Source organism: Streptomyces lydicus (assembly GCF_000717345.1).
GTDB classification, from domain to species: domain Bacteria; phylum Actinomycetota; class Actinomycetes; order Streptomycetales; family Streptomycetaceae; genus Streptomyces; species Streptomyces lydicus.
Genome location: NZ_JNZA01000063.1, coordinates 1 through 14,202, shown reverse-complemented (window position 1 = coordinate 14,202; position 14,202 = coordinate 1). Strand labels below are relative to the sequence as shown.

Genomic DNA, 14,202 nt, shown 5'->3' with positions numbered 1-14,202 from the left:
GCCCGGGGATAGCAGGAGTTGAAGCCGTATAGTGTTTGTGCCAGCCAGGGAGTATGTGGACACGAAACGGCGACATGCCGGGGAGACGGTCGTATGGCATTGATCGGGCTGGCCGCGGAGGGCTGTTGTCAACCAGCCTTATTTTCAAGCTCCGGCCTTTCGGCCGAGTAGTTGACGGGGAGGATCAGTGGGGGACAGTTTTGGGCCCGTGCGTGGTGACGCGGACGACGGCGAGGGCGGTGCCGGGGGCGACGACCGGGCCGTGAGCGTGACGCGCAAGGAGCCGATCCGGGTCCTGGTCGTGGATGATCACGCCCTTTTCCGGCGTGGCCTGGAGATCGTCCTGGCCCAGGAGGAGGACATCCAGGTCGTCGGTGAGGCGGGGGACGGCGCGGAGGCGGTCGACAAGGCCGCCGATCTGCTGCCCGACATCGTGCTGATGGACGTCCGGATGCCCAAGCGCGGCGGTATCGAAGCGTGTACCTCCATCAAGGAGGTGGCCCCCAGCGCCAAGATCATCATGCTGACGATCAGCGACGAGGAGGCCGACCTCTACGACGCGATCAAGGCCGGCGCCACCGGTTATCTCCTGAAGGAGATCTCCACCGACGAGGTGGCGACCGCGATCCGTGCCGTCGCCGACGGCCAGTCGCAGATCAGCCCGTCGATGGCGTCGAAGCTCCTGACGGAGTTCAAGTCGATGATCCAGCGCACGGACGAGCGCCGGCTGGTGCCGGCGCCCCGGCTCACCGACCGTGAGCTGGAGGTCCTCAAGCTGGTCGCCACCGGCATGAACAACCGCGATATCGCCAAGGAACTCTTCATCTCCGAGAACACGGTGAAGAACCACGTCCGCAACATCCTCGAGAAGCTGCAACTGCACTCCCGGATGGAAGCGGTGGTGTACGCGATGCGGGAGAAGATCCTCGAGATCCGCTGAGCGGCCGGACGGCTCGCGTCCGGCCGCCGTCACTCAGACGGTCGGCTGCCGCCGGTCCAGCTCCGTGCGCAGGGCGGCGGCCAGCGTGGGGTCGTCGCAGCGGTCCACGCGCACGGCGTCGCAGCCGACCCAGGTCGCGGCCTCCAGGAGCGCCTGGGCCATCGGGGCGACGGCCGACCGGCCGTCCATCGACACCTGGCGGGCGACGAGCGTGGAGCCCTCACGGGCCGGGTCCACCCGGCCCCTCAGCCGGCCGCCGGCCAGCAGCGGCATCGCGAAGTAGCCGTGTATCCGCTGGGGCCGGGGGACGTACGCCTCCAGGCGGTGGGTGAACCCGAAGATCCGCTCCGTGCGGGGGCGGTCCCAGATCAGGGAGTCGAAGGGCGAGAGCAGGGTCGTACGGTGCCGGCCCCGGGGCGCGGCGGCGAGCGCGGCCGGATCGGCCCAGGCGGCCTTTCCCCAGCCCTCTACCTCGACCGGGACCAGCCCGGAGTCGGCGATCACGGCATCGACCTGCTCGCCCTTGAGGCGGTGGTAGTCGGCCAGGTCGGCGCGGGTGGCCACGCCCAGGGCGGCCCCGGCCTGGGCAACCAGCCGGCGCAGGCACTCGGCGTCGTCCAGGTCGTCGTGGAGCAACTCCTCGGGGACGGCGCGCTCGGCGAGGTCGTAGACCCGCTTCCAGGCGCGCCGCCGGGTGCAGACCACCTCGCCGGTGTCCAGCAGCCACTCCACCGCGATCTTGGTCTCGGACCAGTCCCACCACTCGCCGCCCTTCCGCCCGCCGCCCAGCTCGGTGGTGGTCAGCGGGCCGTCGGCCTTCAGGCGGTCCAGGACGGCGGCGCAGGAGCGCTCGGAATCCTCCATGACGTGCCAGCGGTGGCCCTTGGCGCGCCGGGCGCGGCGGCGGAAGGCGAAATGCGGCCACTCCTCGATGGGCAGGATGCAGGCGGCGTGCGACCAGTACTCGAAGCTGTGCGCGTCGGCCCAGTAGGCGGCCTCGACGGCGGGACGGCCGACGGCGCCCAGCCGGGCGTAGGGGACCAGCTCGTGGGAGCGGGCCAGCACCGAGATCGTGTCGAGCTGTACGGCGCCCAGCTGCCGCAGCATGCCGCGCACGCCGGCCCGGCGGTCCGGGGCGCCGAGCAGGCCCTGGGCCCGCAGCGCCAGGCGTCGGGCGTCGTCGCGGGACAGGCCGGTCACGGGCTTCGGCTGGGACGGTGGCTGCGTCACGGCGGTCATGCGGCACAGCGTAGGGGCGGCCACTGACAACGGGCCCGGGCCGGCCGGCCCGGGCCCGTCCAAGGGGTCGTGCGGCCGGCTCAGCCGCGGTGGGGCAGATACGGCGTGGTGTCCGGCAGCGGCAGACCGGCGTCGGTCAGGTCGGAGGCCAGCAGCGAGCCGATCCAGCAGTCCCGGCGGGTCCCGTCGTGCAGCAGCTTGGCGCGCAGGGTGCCCTCCCGCTGGAAGCCCAGCTTGCGGGCGACTCCCCAGGAGCCCTCGTTTCCGGCCTCCGCGAGCCACTCCAGGCGCTCCACTCCCAGGTCGTGGAACGCCCAGTGCAGCACCGCGCGGCCCGCCTCGGCGGTGTAGCCCTTGCCGCGCTGCTCCTTCGCCGTCCAGTAGCCCAGCTCGGCCTGACGCTCGGGGGCGCGCAGCTGGGCGAGGCGTACCAGGGACATCGCGCCGACCAGGGTGTCGTCCGCCCGGGAGAGGATCGCGAAGGTGTAGGAGGTGTCGTCGCGCCAGCCCTCGGGGACGATCGTGCCGACGAAGCGCTCCGCCTCCTCGTGGCTGTACGGCGAGGGGACGACCGTCCAGCGCGGAATCTCGGGGTCCTGGCAGGCGGCGTGAACCGCGGGCGCGTCGCCGGGTCCGAAGGGGCGCAGCACGAGGCGCTCGGTGGTGAGGGTGACGGGCTTCATGAGCTGAGTCTGCAAGGTTGTGGAAGACGTTGCGACGGGTTTTCGGCATGATTCCCGGCCCTGCCCGGCACCTTCTCGCGGCCTCGTGCGTTTCCCGTGAGGAGGGGATGGCGGGGTTCGCGGCGGCGGACCTCCCGGCCCGGCGGCGTCCTCCTTTACGATGGCCGTTGCGGCGGGGCCTGCCCCTTGGAAAAATGCCGCGCCCGCGCACCCGACCGTGCAGGCCCGACCGGCAAGGAGACCAGCCCAAGTGTCCGTCTTGACGAAGATCATGCGTGCAGGCGAAGGAAAGATCCTGCGCAAACTGCACCGCATCGCGGGCCAGGTCAACTCCATCGAGGAGGACTTCGCGGCCCTCTCCGACGCTGAGCTGCGGGCGCTCACGGACGAGTACAAGGAGCGGTACGCGGACGGCGAGAGCCTCGACGACCTGCTGCCCGAAGCGTTCGCCACGGTCCGTGAGGGCGCCAAGCGCGTCCTCGGCCAGCGGCACTACGACGTCCAGCTGATGGGTGGCGCGGCCCTTCACCTGGGGTACGTGGCCGAGATGAAGACCGGTGAGGGCAAGACCCTGGTGGGTACCCTCCCGGCGTATCTGAACGCGCTGTCCGGCAAGGGCGTCCACCTGATCACGGTGAACGACTACCTGGCCGAGCGTGACTCCGAGATGATGGGCCGGGTCCACAAGTTCCTGGGCCTGTCCGTCGGTTGCATCCTCGCCGACATGACGCCGGCGCAGCGCCGCGAGCAGTACGCCTGCGACATCACCTACGGCACGAACAACGAGTTCGGCTTCGACTACCTCCGCGACAACATGGCCTGGTCGCAGGACGAACTCGTCCAGCGGGGCCACAACTTCGCGATCGTCGACGAGGTCGACTCGATCCTCGTCGACGAGGCCCGTACGCCGCTGATCATCTCCGGCCCGGCGGACTCGGCCACCAAGTGGTACGGCGACTTCGCCAAGTTGGTGCAGCGCCTGAAGCGGGGCGAGGCGGCCAACCCGCAGCGCGGCATCGAGGAGACCGGCGACTACGACGTCGACGAGAAGAAGCGCACGGTCGGCATCCACGAGTCCGGTGTCAGCAAGGTCGAGGACTGGCTGGGCATCGACAACCTGTACGAGTCGGTCAACACCCCGCTCGTCGGTTACCTCAACAACGCGATCAAGGCCAAGGAGCTCTTCAAGAACGACAAGGACTACGTCGTCATCGACGGCGAAGTCATGATCGTCGACGAGCACACCGGCCGTATCCTCGCCGGCCGCCGCTACAACGAGGGCATGCACCAGGCCATCGAGGCGAAGGAAGGGGTGGAGATCAAGGACGAGAACCAGACGCTCGCCACGATCACGCTCCAGAACTTCTTCCGCCTCTACGACAAGCTCTCCGGCATGACCGGTACGGCCATGACCGAGGCCGCCGAGTTCCACCAGATCTACAAGCTCGGCGTGGTGCCGATCCCGACGAACCGCCCGATGGTCCGCAAGGACCAGGCGGACCTGATCTACCGCACCGAGCCCGCGAAGTTCGACGCGGTGGTCGAGGACATCGTCGAGAAGCACGGCAAGGGCCAGCCGATCCTGGTCGGCACGACGTCCGTGGAGAAGTCCGAGTACCTCTCCCAGCAGCTCAACAAGCGCGGCGTGCCGCACGAGGTCCTCAACGCCAAGCAGCACGACCGCGAGGCGCCGATCATCGCGCAGGCCGGTCGCAAGGGCGCCGTGACGGTCGCCACGAACATGGCCGGCCGTGGTACGGACATCAAGCTCGGCGGCAACCCCGACGACCTCGCCGAGGCCGAACTGCGCCAGATGGGGCTGGACCCCGTCGAGCACGTCGAGGAGTGGGCGGCCGCGCTGCCCGCCGCCCTGGAGCGTGCCGAGGCCGCGGTCAAGGCGGAGTTCGAGGAGGTCAAGGAGCTCGGCGGGCTGTACGTGCTCGGCACGGAGCGGCACGAGTCGCGCCGGATCGACAACCAGCTGCGCGGTCGCTCCGGCCGTCAGGGCGACCCCGGTGAGTCGCGGTTCTACCTCTCCCTGGGCGACGACCTGATGCGGCTGTTCAAGGCGCAGATGGTCGAGCGGGTCATGGCGATGGCCAACGTGCCCGACGACGTCCCGATCGAGAACAAGATGGTGACCCGGGCGATCGCCTCCGCCCAGTCGCAGGTCGAGCAGCAGAACTTCGAGACGCGCAAGAACGTCCTGAAGTACGACGAGGTGCTCAACCGCCAGCGTGAGGTCATCTACGGCGAGCGCCGGCGCGTCCTGGAGGGCGAGGATCTGCAGGACCAGATCAAGCACTTCATGGACGACACCATCGACGCGTACATCCAGGCGGAGACCGTCGAGGGCTTCGCCGAGGAGTGGGACCTGGACCGCCTGTGGGGCGCGTTCAAGCAGCTCTACCCGGTCAAGGTGACGATCGAGGAGCTGGAGGAGGAGGCCGGCGACCGCGCGGGCCTCACCTCCGAGTTCATCGCCGACGCCGTCAAGGACGACATCCACGAGCAGTACGCCGCCCGTGAGGAGCAGCTCAGCTCGGACGTCATGCGGGAGCTGGAGCGACGGGTCGTGCTGTCCGTCCTGGACCGCAAGTGGCGTGAGCACCTCTACGAGATGGACTACCTCCAGGAGGGCATCGGCCTGCGCGCGATGGCCCAGAAGGACCCGCTGGTCGAGTACCAGCGCGAGGGCTACGACATGTTCACCGCCATGATGGAGGGCATCAAGGAGGAGTCCGTCGGCTACCTGTTCAACCTGGAGGTCCAGGTGGAGCAGCAGGTCGAGGAGGTCCCCGTCCAGGAGGTGGCCGAGGCCCCGTCGCTGGACAAGGAGCTCCAGCAGGCGCCGGCCGGGGCCGGTGTCGCGGTGGCCGGCGGCGGACGCCCGGAGATCCACGCCAAGGGCCTGGAGGCGCCGCAGCGGCCGGACCGGCTGCACTTCACCGCGCCCAAGGTGGACGGTGACGGCAGCGTCGTCGAGGGCGACTTCATCAGCGACGAGGAGGCCGGCGGCCCGGCCCGGTCCGAGTCGGACGGGCTCACGCGGGCGGAGCGGCGCAAGGCCCAGAAGAGCGGCGGCCGTCGCCGCAAGAAGTGAGCGAGCAGCGGTGAGGCGGCTCCGGTAGGGATACCGGGAGCCGCGCGACCCGGGGCGCCCCGGCCGGAAACGGCCGGGGCGCCTTTGCGTGCGCCGGTCACGGTGGCGGGGTCTTCGTGGCGGCCGGTCAGGGCGCCGAGGGCCGGGTGGCCGGGGCCGGGCCGATGTCGAGGGCGGCGCAGCGCCAGCGGGAGTCGGCGCCCAGCTCCAGCCGGAAGGCGAGTGCCCGCAGCCGTTCGCCGGTGGCGATCCGGGCGAACGCCTCGATGACTCCGCGCCGGGGCCGGCACAGCCCGCACTCGCGCAGGGCCGGGACCGGGCCGCGGCGGCCCGGTGCGAGGAGGGGGCGCAGCGGCGCCTGCGGGGCCAGCTCCGCCAGCCGGTCGTAGGCGGCGGGCAGCGCGTGCCCCAGCAGGGCGTGGACGGGCCGCTGGCCGCTGAGCGTGAGCACCAGCTGGTGCGCGAACCACAGGTGCGGGCGGCTCTCCCGGGCCCGGCGCTGTGCGCCGACGGTCGGGAGCGCGGGGCCGGTGGTGGTGGGGGCCGCGGTGCCGGCGGGGCGTACGGGGCGGGGGCCGGTGCGTGTGGGGCCCCGGCCGGCCGCTCCCGGTCCCTGCCCGGCCGCTCCGGGTACCCGACCGGCCGCTCCGGGTGCCCGCCCGGCCGGCCCCCTGCCGGCCGCGCCCGGGCCCCGGCCGGTGGTCCCGGGGCCGCTGCCGGCGGGGCCCAGGGGGCGGCGGCCGGCGCCGGGTGACCGCCGGGGCCGGGGGAGGGCCGGAGGTGCCGCCGCGGGGCCCGTGGGGCCGGTACGGGGGCGGGGGACGGCGGTGGCGCCGGACGGAGCGGGCCGGGGCGTGGGGAGCGCCGCCCGTGTCGCGGGTGGCTGCGCCGGGGGCGCGATGGGCGTCGGTGTGCCGTGCCGGGTGGTGGTGGCGTCGGAGCCGGTCGTGGTGCGCGTGGCGCCGGCCGGTACCGAGTTGTCGCCGGTCATGTGTGATCGCCCCCGTGGTGCCGGACCCAGAACTACTGGGCGGTAGCTTTTGTGGTGGGGAACTTGGTACCGGCGCCGCCGCTGCGGCGGCAAGGCGCGGACGGGCCGGACGGCGGGGGCGGCGGAGTTCACCCGTCCGTGGCGCGGGGCCGTGGTTGAGCCGCGGGGACGGGGTGCGGAAGGGGGCGGCGGTGGCCGGGGCGACGGCCCCGGGGGCGGCACGATGGGGGACGCGCGCCCGTATGCTGGCTGGACGATCGTCAGAGTTGAGCCAATCGAGCGGAAAGCGGCTGCCATGCGCGTCTATGTCCCCCTGACCCTCTCCGGTCTCGCGGAGGCGCACAAGAACGGTGAGCTGGGCCCCGGTGAGCTGGGCCCCGGTGAGCTGGGCCCCGGCCCCCTGACCGCGTACGCGGTCACGCCCGCGCTGCGCGAGTGGTACGTCTCGGACGACATCGAGGAGCTGGAGTACGCGGCGCTCAACCGCGCGGCCCAGGCGTCGCTGCGGATGCTCGCCGGGAACCCGCAGGTCGCGCGGCGCCGCGTCGTGGTGGCCGTGGACGTGGCGGACGGCGCGGCGGTGGCCGACCCGGACGCCGGGCTCGACCAGTCGGCGCTGGGCGAGGTGCGGGTCGCCGCGCCGGTGCCGCTGTCGAAGGCCGCAGCGGTGCACGTCGACGCCGAGGACGCGGAGCCGGACGTGGCGGCGGCCGCCGCGGCGCTCGGCGCGGCGGACCTGGGCGACGACGACGCGCAGTTCACCGTGGACGGGGCCGAGGACCACGACCTCCTGTGGTTCGGCGTGCAGGAGATTCCCGCGTTGATCGGGTGAGGAACCGTCCGCTGCACGGCCGGTGCCGCCGGTCAGGCTGCGTTGTCAGTGGCGGCGGGTACGTTCTGTGCAAGGGGCAGGGCGCGTCGAGCGCACGGGGATCGATCTGGGGAACCGCATGGAGAAGCACGCCACACACATCGTCTGGGACTGGAACGGCACGCTCTTCCACGACATCGACGCCGTCATCGGGGCGACCAACTCCGCCTTCGAGGAGATCGGGCTGGCGCCGATCACTCTGGAGACGTACCGCGAGCTCTACTGCGTGCCGATTCCGCGGTTCTACGAGCGGCTGATGGGACGGCTGCCGTCGGAGGCGGAGTGGCTGATGATGGACGAGGCGTTTCACCGGCACTACAGCGAGCACCGGCTGCGCTGCGGCCTGGCCGAGGGCGTGGACCTGCTCCTGGAGGCGTGGCAGACGGCCGGCGGCAGCCAGTCGATCCTCAGCATGTTCGGGCACGACGAGCTGATACCCCTCGTCCGCGGCTTCGGGATCGAGTCGCGGTTCGTCCTGGTGGAGGGGCGTACCGGGCCGTCCGGGGGCACGAAGAGCGCGCAGATGGTGCGGCACCTGGCGGCGCTGGAGCAGGTCGACCCCGGGCGTACGGTCGTGATCGGCGACGCGGCGGACGACGCGGTCGCCGCCCGGGACGTCGGCGCCCGAGCGGTGCTCTACACGGGCGGGTCGCACAGCCGCGCCAGCCTGGAGGCCGCCGCGGTGCCGGGCGTGCCGGTGGTGGACACCCTCGCGGAGGCGGTCGAAATGGCGGACGCCCTCGTGGCGTAGCGGAGGCTCGTGCGGGCCCGGTGGCGCGGCGCTCGGCGGCCGTCGCCACGACCTGCTGTTCGGTCGTGCGCTCCGGCGTGTGACCGTCCCCGGGGCAGGCACACGCCACCCCGGTGCGGCGTTGTCCAGAAGGTCTAAGTTCGCACCGAGGTTTTGTACGCACACGGCCCATGACGGCACCCGTGAGGGGAGCGATAGCCTTGCACCGTGATCAGCGCGATAACCCGCGGGGGCATCGAGGCCCCTGCCGTGCGCCCGGGGCACCACCGTGACCGGGCGGTCGCTGGTCGTTGCGGCCAACACTCCATGTCGACTTTGTCAAAGTTTGTCGATAACGAAGCGGCCTTCTCCCATCGCGGCATAGCGTCGACAGCGACAGAACACCCCGCGTCGCGGCGGCGTTGTGCGGCTTCCACACAGTTCTTCCACAACGTCACGCAACGGCGCGCGACAGGAGCCAGAGGACATGCAGACCAAGCTGGACGAAGCCAAAACCGAGCTGCTCGCCAGGGCCGCCCGGGTCGTTGAAAGCAGCCAGGCCGGGGGCAAGCACCCGGTACGCGGCCTTGACCCGGACACCCTCGCCGGATACCTCCAGCGCTACTACCTGCACACCGCCCCCGAGGACCTGATCGACCGCGACCCGGTTGACGTCTTCGGCGCCGCGCTCTCGCACTACCGGCTCGCGGAGACGCGTCCGCAGGGCACCGCGAACGTCCGGGTGCACACGCCGACCGTCGAGGAGAACGGCTGGACCAGCAGCCACTCCGTCGTCGAGGTCGTCACCGACGACATGCCGTTCCTGGTCGACTCGGTCACCAACGAGCTCTCCCGCCAGGGCCGCGGCATCCACCTGGTGATCCACCCGCAGGTGACCGTTCGCCGTGACGTCACCGGCAAGCTCATCGAGGTCCTCGACTGCAACGGTGACGCCCGGGGCAACGGCGCCCGGAAGAAGGCCGCCGAGCTGCCGCACGACGCGGTGACGGAATCCTGGATCCACGTCGAGACCGACCGCGAGACCGACCGCGAGGACCTCAACCAGATCACCGCCGATCTGCTGCGGGTGCTGTCCGACGCGCGCGAGGCCGTCGAGGACTGGGACAAGATGCGCGGCGCCGCCCTGCGCATCGCCGACGAACTGTCCTCCGAGCCGCTCGCCGACGACCTGCGCGAGATGGAGGTCGAGGAGGCCCAGGAGCTGCTCCGGTGGCTGTCCGACGACCACTTCACCTTCCTCGGCTACCGCGAGTACGAGCTGGCCTCCGCGCCCGGTGAGGACGGGACCCAGGAAGACGTGCTGACCGCCGTCCCGGGCACCGGACTGGGCATCCTGCGGTCCGACCCGCCGCACCGCGAGAGCGACTCCGGCCACCCCGTCTCGCCGTCCTTCAACCGGCTGCCCGCCGACGCCCGCGCCAAGGCCCGCGAGCACAAGCTGCTCATCCTCACCAAGGCCAACAGCCGCGCCACCGTCCACCGCCCCTCGTACCTCGACTACGTCGGCGTCAAGAAGTTCGACGAGCAGGGCAACGTCATCGGGGAGCGGCGCTTCCTGGGCCTGTTCTCGTCCGCCGCGTACACCGAGTCGGTGCGCCGGGTGCCGGTCATCCGCCGCAAGGTCGCCGAGGTCCTGGAGGGCGCGGGCTTCAGCCCCGACAGCCACGACGGCCGCGACCTGCTGCAGATCCTGGAGACCTACCCCCGCGACGAGCTCTTCCAGACGCCCGTCGACGAGCTGCGGTCCATCGCCACCAGCGTGCTGTACCTCCAGGAGCGCCGCCGGCTGCGCCTGTTCCTCCGCCAGGACGAATACGGCCGCTACTACTCCGCGCTGGTCTACCTGCCGCGCGACCGCTACACCACCGCCGTCCGGCTGCGCCTGATCGACATCCTCAAGGAGGAGCTGGGCGGCACCAGCGTCGACTTCACCGCCTGGAACACCGAGTCGGTCCTCTCCCGGCTGCACTTCGTCATCCGCGTCGAGCCCGGCGCGACCCTGCCCGACCTCACCGACGCCGACGCCGACCGCATCGAGAGCCGGCTGGTCGAGGCCGCCCGCTCCTGGGCCGACGGCTTCTCCGAGGCGCTGATCGCCGAGGTCGGCGAGGAGCGCGCGGCCGAACTGCTGCGCCGCTACGGCCACGCCTTCCCCGAGGGCTACAAGGCCGACAACAGCCCCCGCAGCGCGGTCGCCGACCTCCAGCACCTGGAGAAGCTCACCGAGGAGCCCGGCAAGGACTTCTCGGTCAGCCTCTACGAGCCGGTCGGCGCGGCCCCCGGGGAACGCCGCTTCAAGATCTACCGCAGGGGCGAGCCGGTCTCGCTGTCGCGGGTGCTGCCCGGCCTGAACAAGCTGGGCGTCGAGGTCATCGACGAGCGGCCGCACGAGCTGCGCTGCGCCGACTCCTCCCTCGCCTGGGTCTACGACTTCGGCCTGCGGATGCCGGAGCAGGTCAAGGGCGACGACGCCCGCGAACGGTTCCAGGAAGCCTTCACGGCCGTGTGGACCGGCGCCGCCGAGAGCGACAACTTCAACACTCTGGTGCTGCGGGCCGGCCTCAACTGGCGCCAGGCGATGGTGCTGCGGGCCTACGCCAAGTACCTGCGGCAGGCCGGGTCGACGTTCAGCCAGACGTACATGGAGGACACCCTCTCCAACAACGTCCACACCACCCGGCTGCTGGTCTCGCTGTTCGAGGCCCGGATGTCCCCCGAGCGCCAGAGCGCGGGCACCGAGCTGACGGACGGGCTGCTGGAGGAGCTGGACGGCGCCCTGGACCAGGTCGCGTCCCTCGACGAGGACCGGATCCTGCGGGCCTTCCTCACCGTCATCAAGGCGACCCTGCGCACCAACCACTACCAGCGGGCCGACAACGGCGAGCCGCACAGCTACCTGTCCCTCAAGCTCGACCCGCAGGCCATCCCCGACCTGCCGGCGCCCCGCCCGGCGTACGAGATCTGGGTGTACTCGCCCCGCGTCGAGGGCGTCCACCTGCGCTTCGGCAAGGTCGCGCGCGGCGGTCTGCGCTGGTCGGACCGCCGGGAGGACTTCCGTACGGAGATCCTCGGCCTGGTCAAGGCGCAGATGGTCAAGAACACCGTCATCGTGCCGGTCGGCGCCAAGGGCGGCTTCGTCGGCAAGCAGCTGCCGGACCCGTCGCTGGACCGCGACGCCTGGCTCGCCGAGGGCATCGCCTCGTACAAGACCTTCATCTCGGGTCTGCTGGACATCACCGACAACCTCGTCGGCGGCGAGGTCGTCCCCCCGAAGAACGTCGTCCGCCACGACGAGGACGACACCTACCTGGTCGTCGCCGCCGACAAGGGCACCGCGACGTTCTCGGACATCGCCAACCAGGTCGCCGAGTCGTACGGCTTCTGGCTCGGTGACGCCTTCGCCTCCGGCGGCAGCGCCGGCTACGACCACAAGGGCATGGGCATCACCGCCCGCGGCGCCTGGGAATCGGTCAAGCGGCACTTCCGCGAGCTGGGGCACGACACCCAGACCGAGGACTTCACGGTCGTCGGCGTCGGCGACATGTCCGGCGACGTCTTCGGCAACGGCATGCTGCTCAGCGAGCACATCCGCCTGGTCGCCGCCTTCGACCACCGGCACATCTTCATCGACCCCAACCCGGACGCGGCCACCTCCTACGCCGAGCGCCGCCGGCTGTTCGAGCTGCCCCGCTCGTCCTGGGCGGACTACAACACCGAGCTGCTCTCGCAGGGCGGCGGCATCCACCCGCGCTCGGCCAAGTCCATCCCGATCAACGCGCAGGTGCGGGCCGCCCTCGGCATCGAGGGCGGGGTGAAGAAGATGACCCCCGCCGACCTGATGCGGGCCATCCTCAAGGCCCCCGTCGACCTGCTGTGGAACGGCGGCATCGGCACGTACGTGAAGTCCTCGGCGGAGTCGCACGCCGACGTGGGCGACAAGGCCAACGACGCCATCCGGGTCAACGGCGAGGACCTGCGGGTCAAGGTCGTCGGCGAGGGCGGCAACCTCGGCCTGACCCAGCTGGGCCGGATCGAGTTCGCCATGGCCGGCGGGAAGATGAACACCGACGCGATCGACAACAGCGCCGGTGTGGACACCTCCGACCACGAGGTGAACATCAAGATCCTGCTCAACTCCGTGGTGGCCAACGGCGACATGACCGTCAAGCAGCGCAACAAGCTGCTGGCCGAGATGACCGACGAGGTCGGCGCGCTGGTCCTGCGCAACAACTACGCGCAGAACACCGCACTGGCCCTGGCGCAGGCCCAGTCCTCCAGCATGCTCCACGCCCAGCAGCGCTTCATGCGCCGCCTGGTGCGCGACGGCGACCTCGACCGGGCGCTGGAGTTCCTGCCCACCGACCGGCAGATCCGGGAACGGCTGAACGCCGGCCGCGGCCTGACCCAGCCCGAGACCGCGGTGCTCCTGGCGTACACCAAGATCACCGTGTCCGAGGCGCTGATCCAGACCCAGCTGCCGGACGACCGCTACCTCGAACGGCTGCTGCACGCCTACTTCCCGTCGGCGCTCCACGACCGCTTCGCCGAGCAGGTCGACGGGCACGCGCTGCGCCGCGAGATCATCACGACGGTGCTGGTCAACGACACCGTCAACACCGGCGGGACGAGCTTCCTGCACCGCATGCGGGAGGAGACCGGAGCCTCCCTCGAAGAGGTCGTCAGGGCGCACACCGCGGCCCGCACGATCTTCGGTCTCAACCAGGTGTGGGACGACGTCGAGGCGCTCGACAACATCGTCGCCGCCGACGTCCAGACCCGGATCCGGCTGCACTCGCGCCGGCTCGTCGAGCGCGGCACGCGCTGGCTGCTCAACAACCGCCCGCAGCCGCTGGAGCTGTCGGAGACCATCGACTTCTTCGCCGAGCGGGTCGGGCAGGTCTGGTCGCAGCTGCCGAAGCTGCTGCAGGGCAGCGACCTGGAGTGGTTCCAGACGATCCTGGAGGAGCTCACCGGCGCGGGCGTGCCCGAGCCGCTGGCCGTCCAGGTGTCCGGCTTCTCCTCGGCGTTCCCGGCGCTGGACATCGTCGCCGTCGCGGACCGCATGGGCAAGGAGCCGCTGGAGGTCGCCGAGGTCTACTACGACCTGGGTGACCGGCTGCGGATCAACCAGCTCCTCGACCGCATCCTGGAGCTGCCGCGCAACGACCGCTGGCAGTCGATGGCCCGCGCCTCGATCCGCGAGGACCTCTTCGCGGCGCACGCCGCGCTGACCGCGGAGGTGCTGTCGGTGGGCAACGGCTCCTCGACGCCGGAGCAGCGGTTCAAGGCATGGGAAGAGGCCAACGCGGCGATCCTGAGCCGGGCCCGGGCGACGCTGGAGGAGATCCACGGTTCGGACGGCTTCGACCTCGCGAACCTCTCCGTCGCCATGCGGACCATGCGGACGCTGCTGCGGTCGCACAGCTGACCCGCGCCACACGAAGGACGGCCCCGGAAGCCATGCTTCCGGGGCCGTCCCCGTTGTCGCGCGCCCCCGGCGCCGGGCTCTACCGGGCCACCCGCGGGGGAGGGGCTACTTGCCCGTCTCCTTCTCGTACGCCTTGATGACCTCGTCGGTGGGGCCGTCCATCAGCAGTTCGCCGCGTTCCAGCCACAGCACCCGG

The 14,202-nt window shown here is 71.2% G+C and carries 8 protein-coding genes and 1 pseudogene; 5 read left to right on the top strand and 4 right to left on the bottom strand.

The features are described 5' to 3' along the window. Positions 1–187 precede the first annotated feature (187 nt). The gene (locus OO62_RS34905; protein ID WP_033271740.1) at positions 188–940 is read left to right on the top strand and encodes a response regulator; all 753 of its coding nucleotides are present in this window, start codon (positions 188–190) and stop codon (positions 938–940) included. Positions 941–973: 33 nt separating this feature from the next. On the opposite strand, the gene OO62_RS34900 is transcribed toward OO62_RS34905, so the two are convergent. Both OO62_RS34900 and OO62_RS34895 read right to left on the bottom strand, forming a co-directional pair. Beyond that, positions 974–2,179, bottom strand: coding sequence for a winged helix-turn-helix domain-containing protein (locus OO62_RS34900; RefSeq protein WP_051733865.1), 1,206 nt, complete (start codon positions 2,177–2,179; stop codon positions 974–976). Between the two features lie 80 nt (positions 2,180–2,259). Then, positions 2,260–2,862 carry a GNAT family N-acetyltransferase gene (locus OO62_RS34895; protein WP_033271739.1) on the bottom strand — a complete coding sequence of 201 codons (603 nt, stop codon included), beginning with the start codon at positions 2,860–2,862 and terminating at the stop codon, positions 2,260–2,262. 250 nt (positions 2,863–3,112) lie between these two features. Here OO62_RS34895 and secA point away from each other — a divergent pair, with 250 nt between their 5' ends. Further along, entirely contained in the window at positions 3,113–5,965 is a 2,853-nt protein-coding gene (gene secA / locus OO62_RS34890) for a preprotein translocase subunit SecA (protein ID WP_033271738.1), read from the top strand. 127 nt (positions 5,966–6,092) lie between these two features. Here the strand turns inward: secA and OO62_RS41160 are convergent, their stop codons facing one another. Then, positions 6,093–6,956, bottom strand: coding sequence for an Rv3235 family protein (locus tag OO62_RS41160; protein WP_228332459.1), 864 nt, complete (start codon positions 6,954–6,956; stop codon positions 6,093–6,095). A gap of 295 nt (positions 6,957–7,251) precedes the next feature. On the opposite strand from OO62_RS41160, the gene OO62_RS34880 reads away from it, so the two are divergent. From OO62_RS34880 to OO62_RS34870, 3 genes are all read left to right on the top strand, one after another. Beyond that, a complete protein-coding gene (locus tag OO62_RS34880) occupies positions 7,252–7,788 on the top strand; it encodes a DUF6912 family protein (protein ID WP_033271737.1) in 537 nt (178 codons plus the stop codon). Between the two features lie 118 nt (positions 7,789–7,906). Further along, positions 7,907–8,578 (top strand): HAD family hydrolase, encoded by a 672-nt coding sequence (locus OO62_RS34875; RefSeq protein ID WP_033271736.1) that lies wholly within the window; start codon positions 7,907–7,909, stop codon positions 8,576–8,578. A gap of 466 nt (positions 8,579–9,044) precedes the next feature. Beyond that, positions 9,045–14,006 (top strand): NAD-glutamate dehydrogenase, encoded by a 4,962-nt coding sequence (locus OO62_RS34870; RefSeq protein ID WP_033271735.1) that lies wholly within the window; start codon positions 9,045–9,047, stop codon positions 14,004–14,006. A 105-nt stretch (positions 14,007–14,111) separates the two neighbouring features. On the opposite strand, the pseudogene OO62_RS41155 reads toward OO62_RS34870, so the two are convergent. After that, positions 14,112–14,202, bottom strand: a pseudogene (locus OO62_RS41155) (ABC transporter ATP-binding protein); the annotation flags it as partial.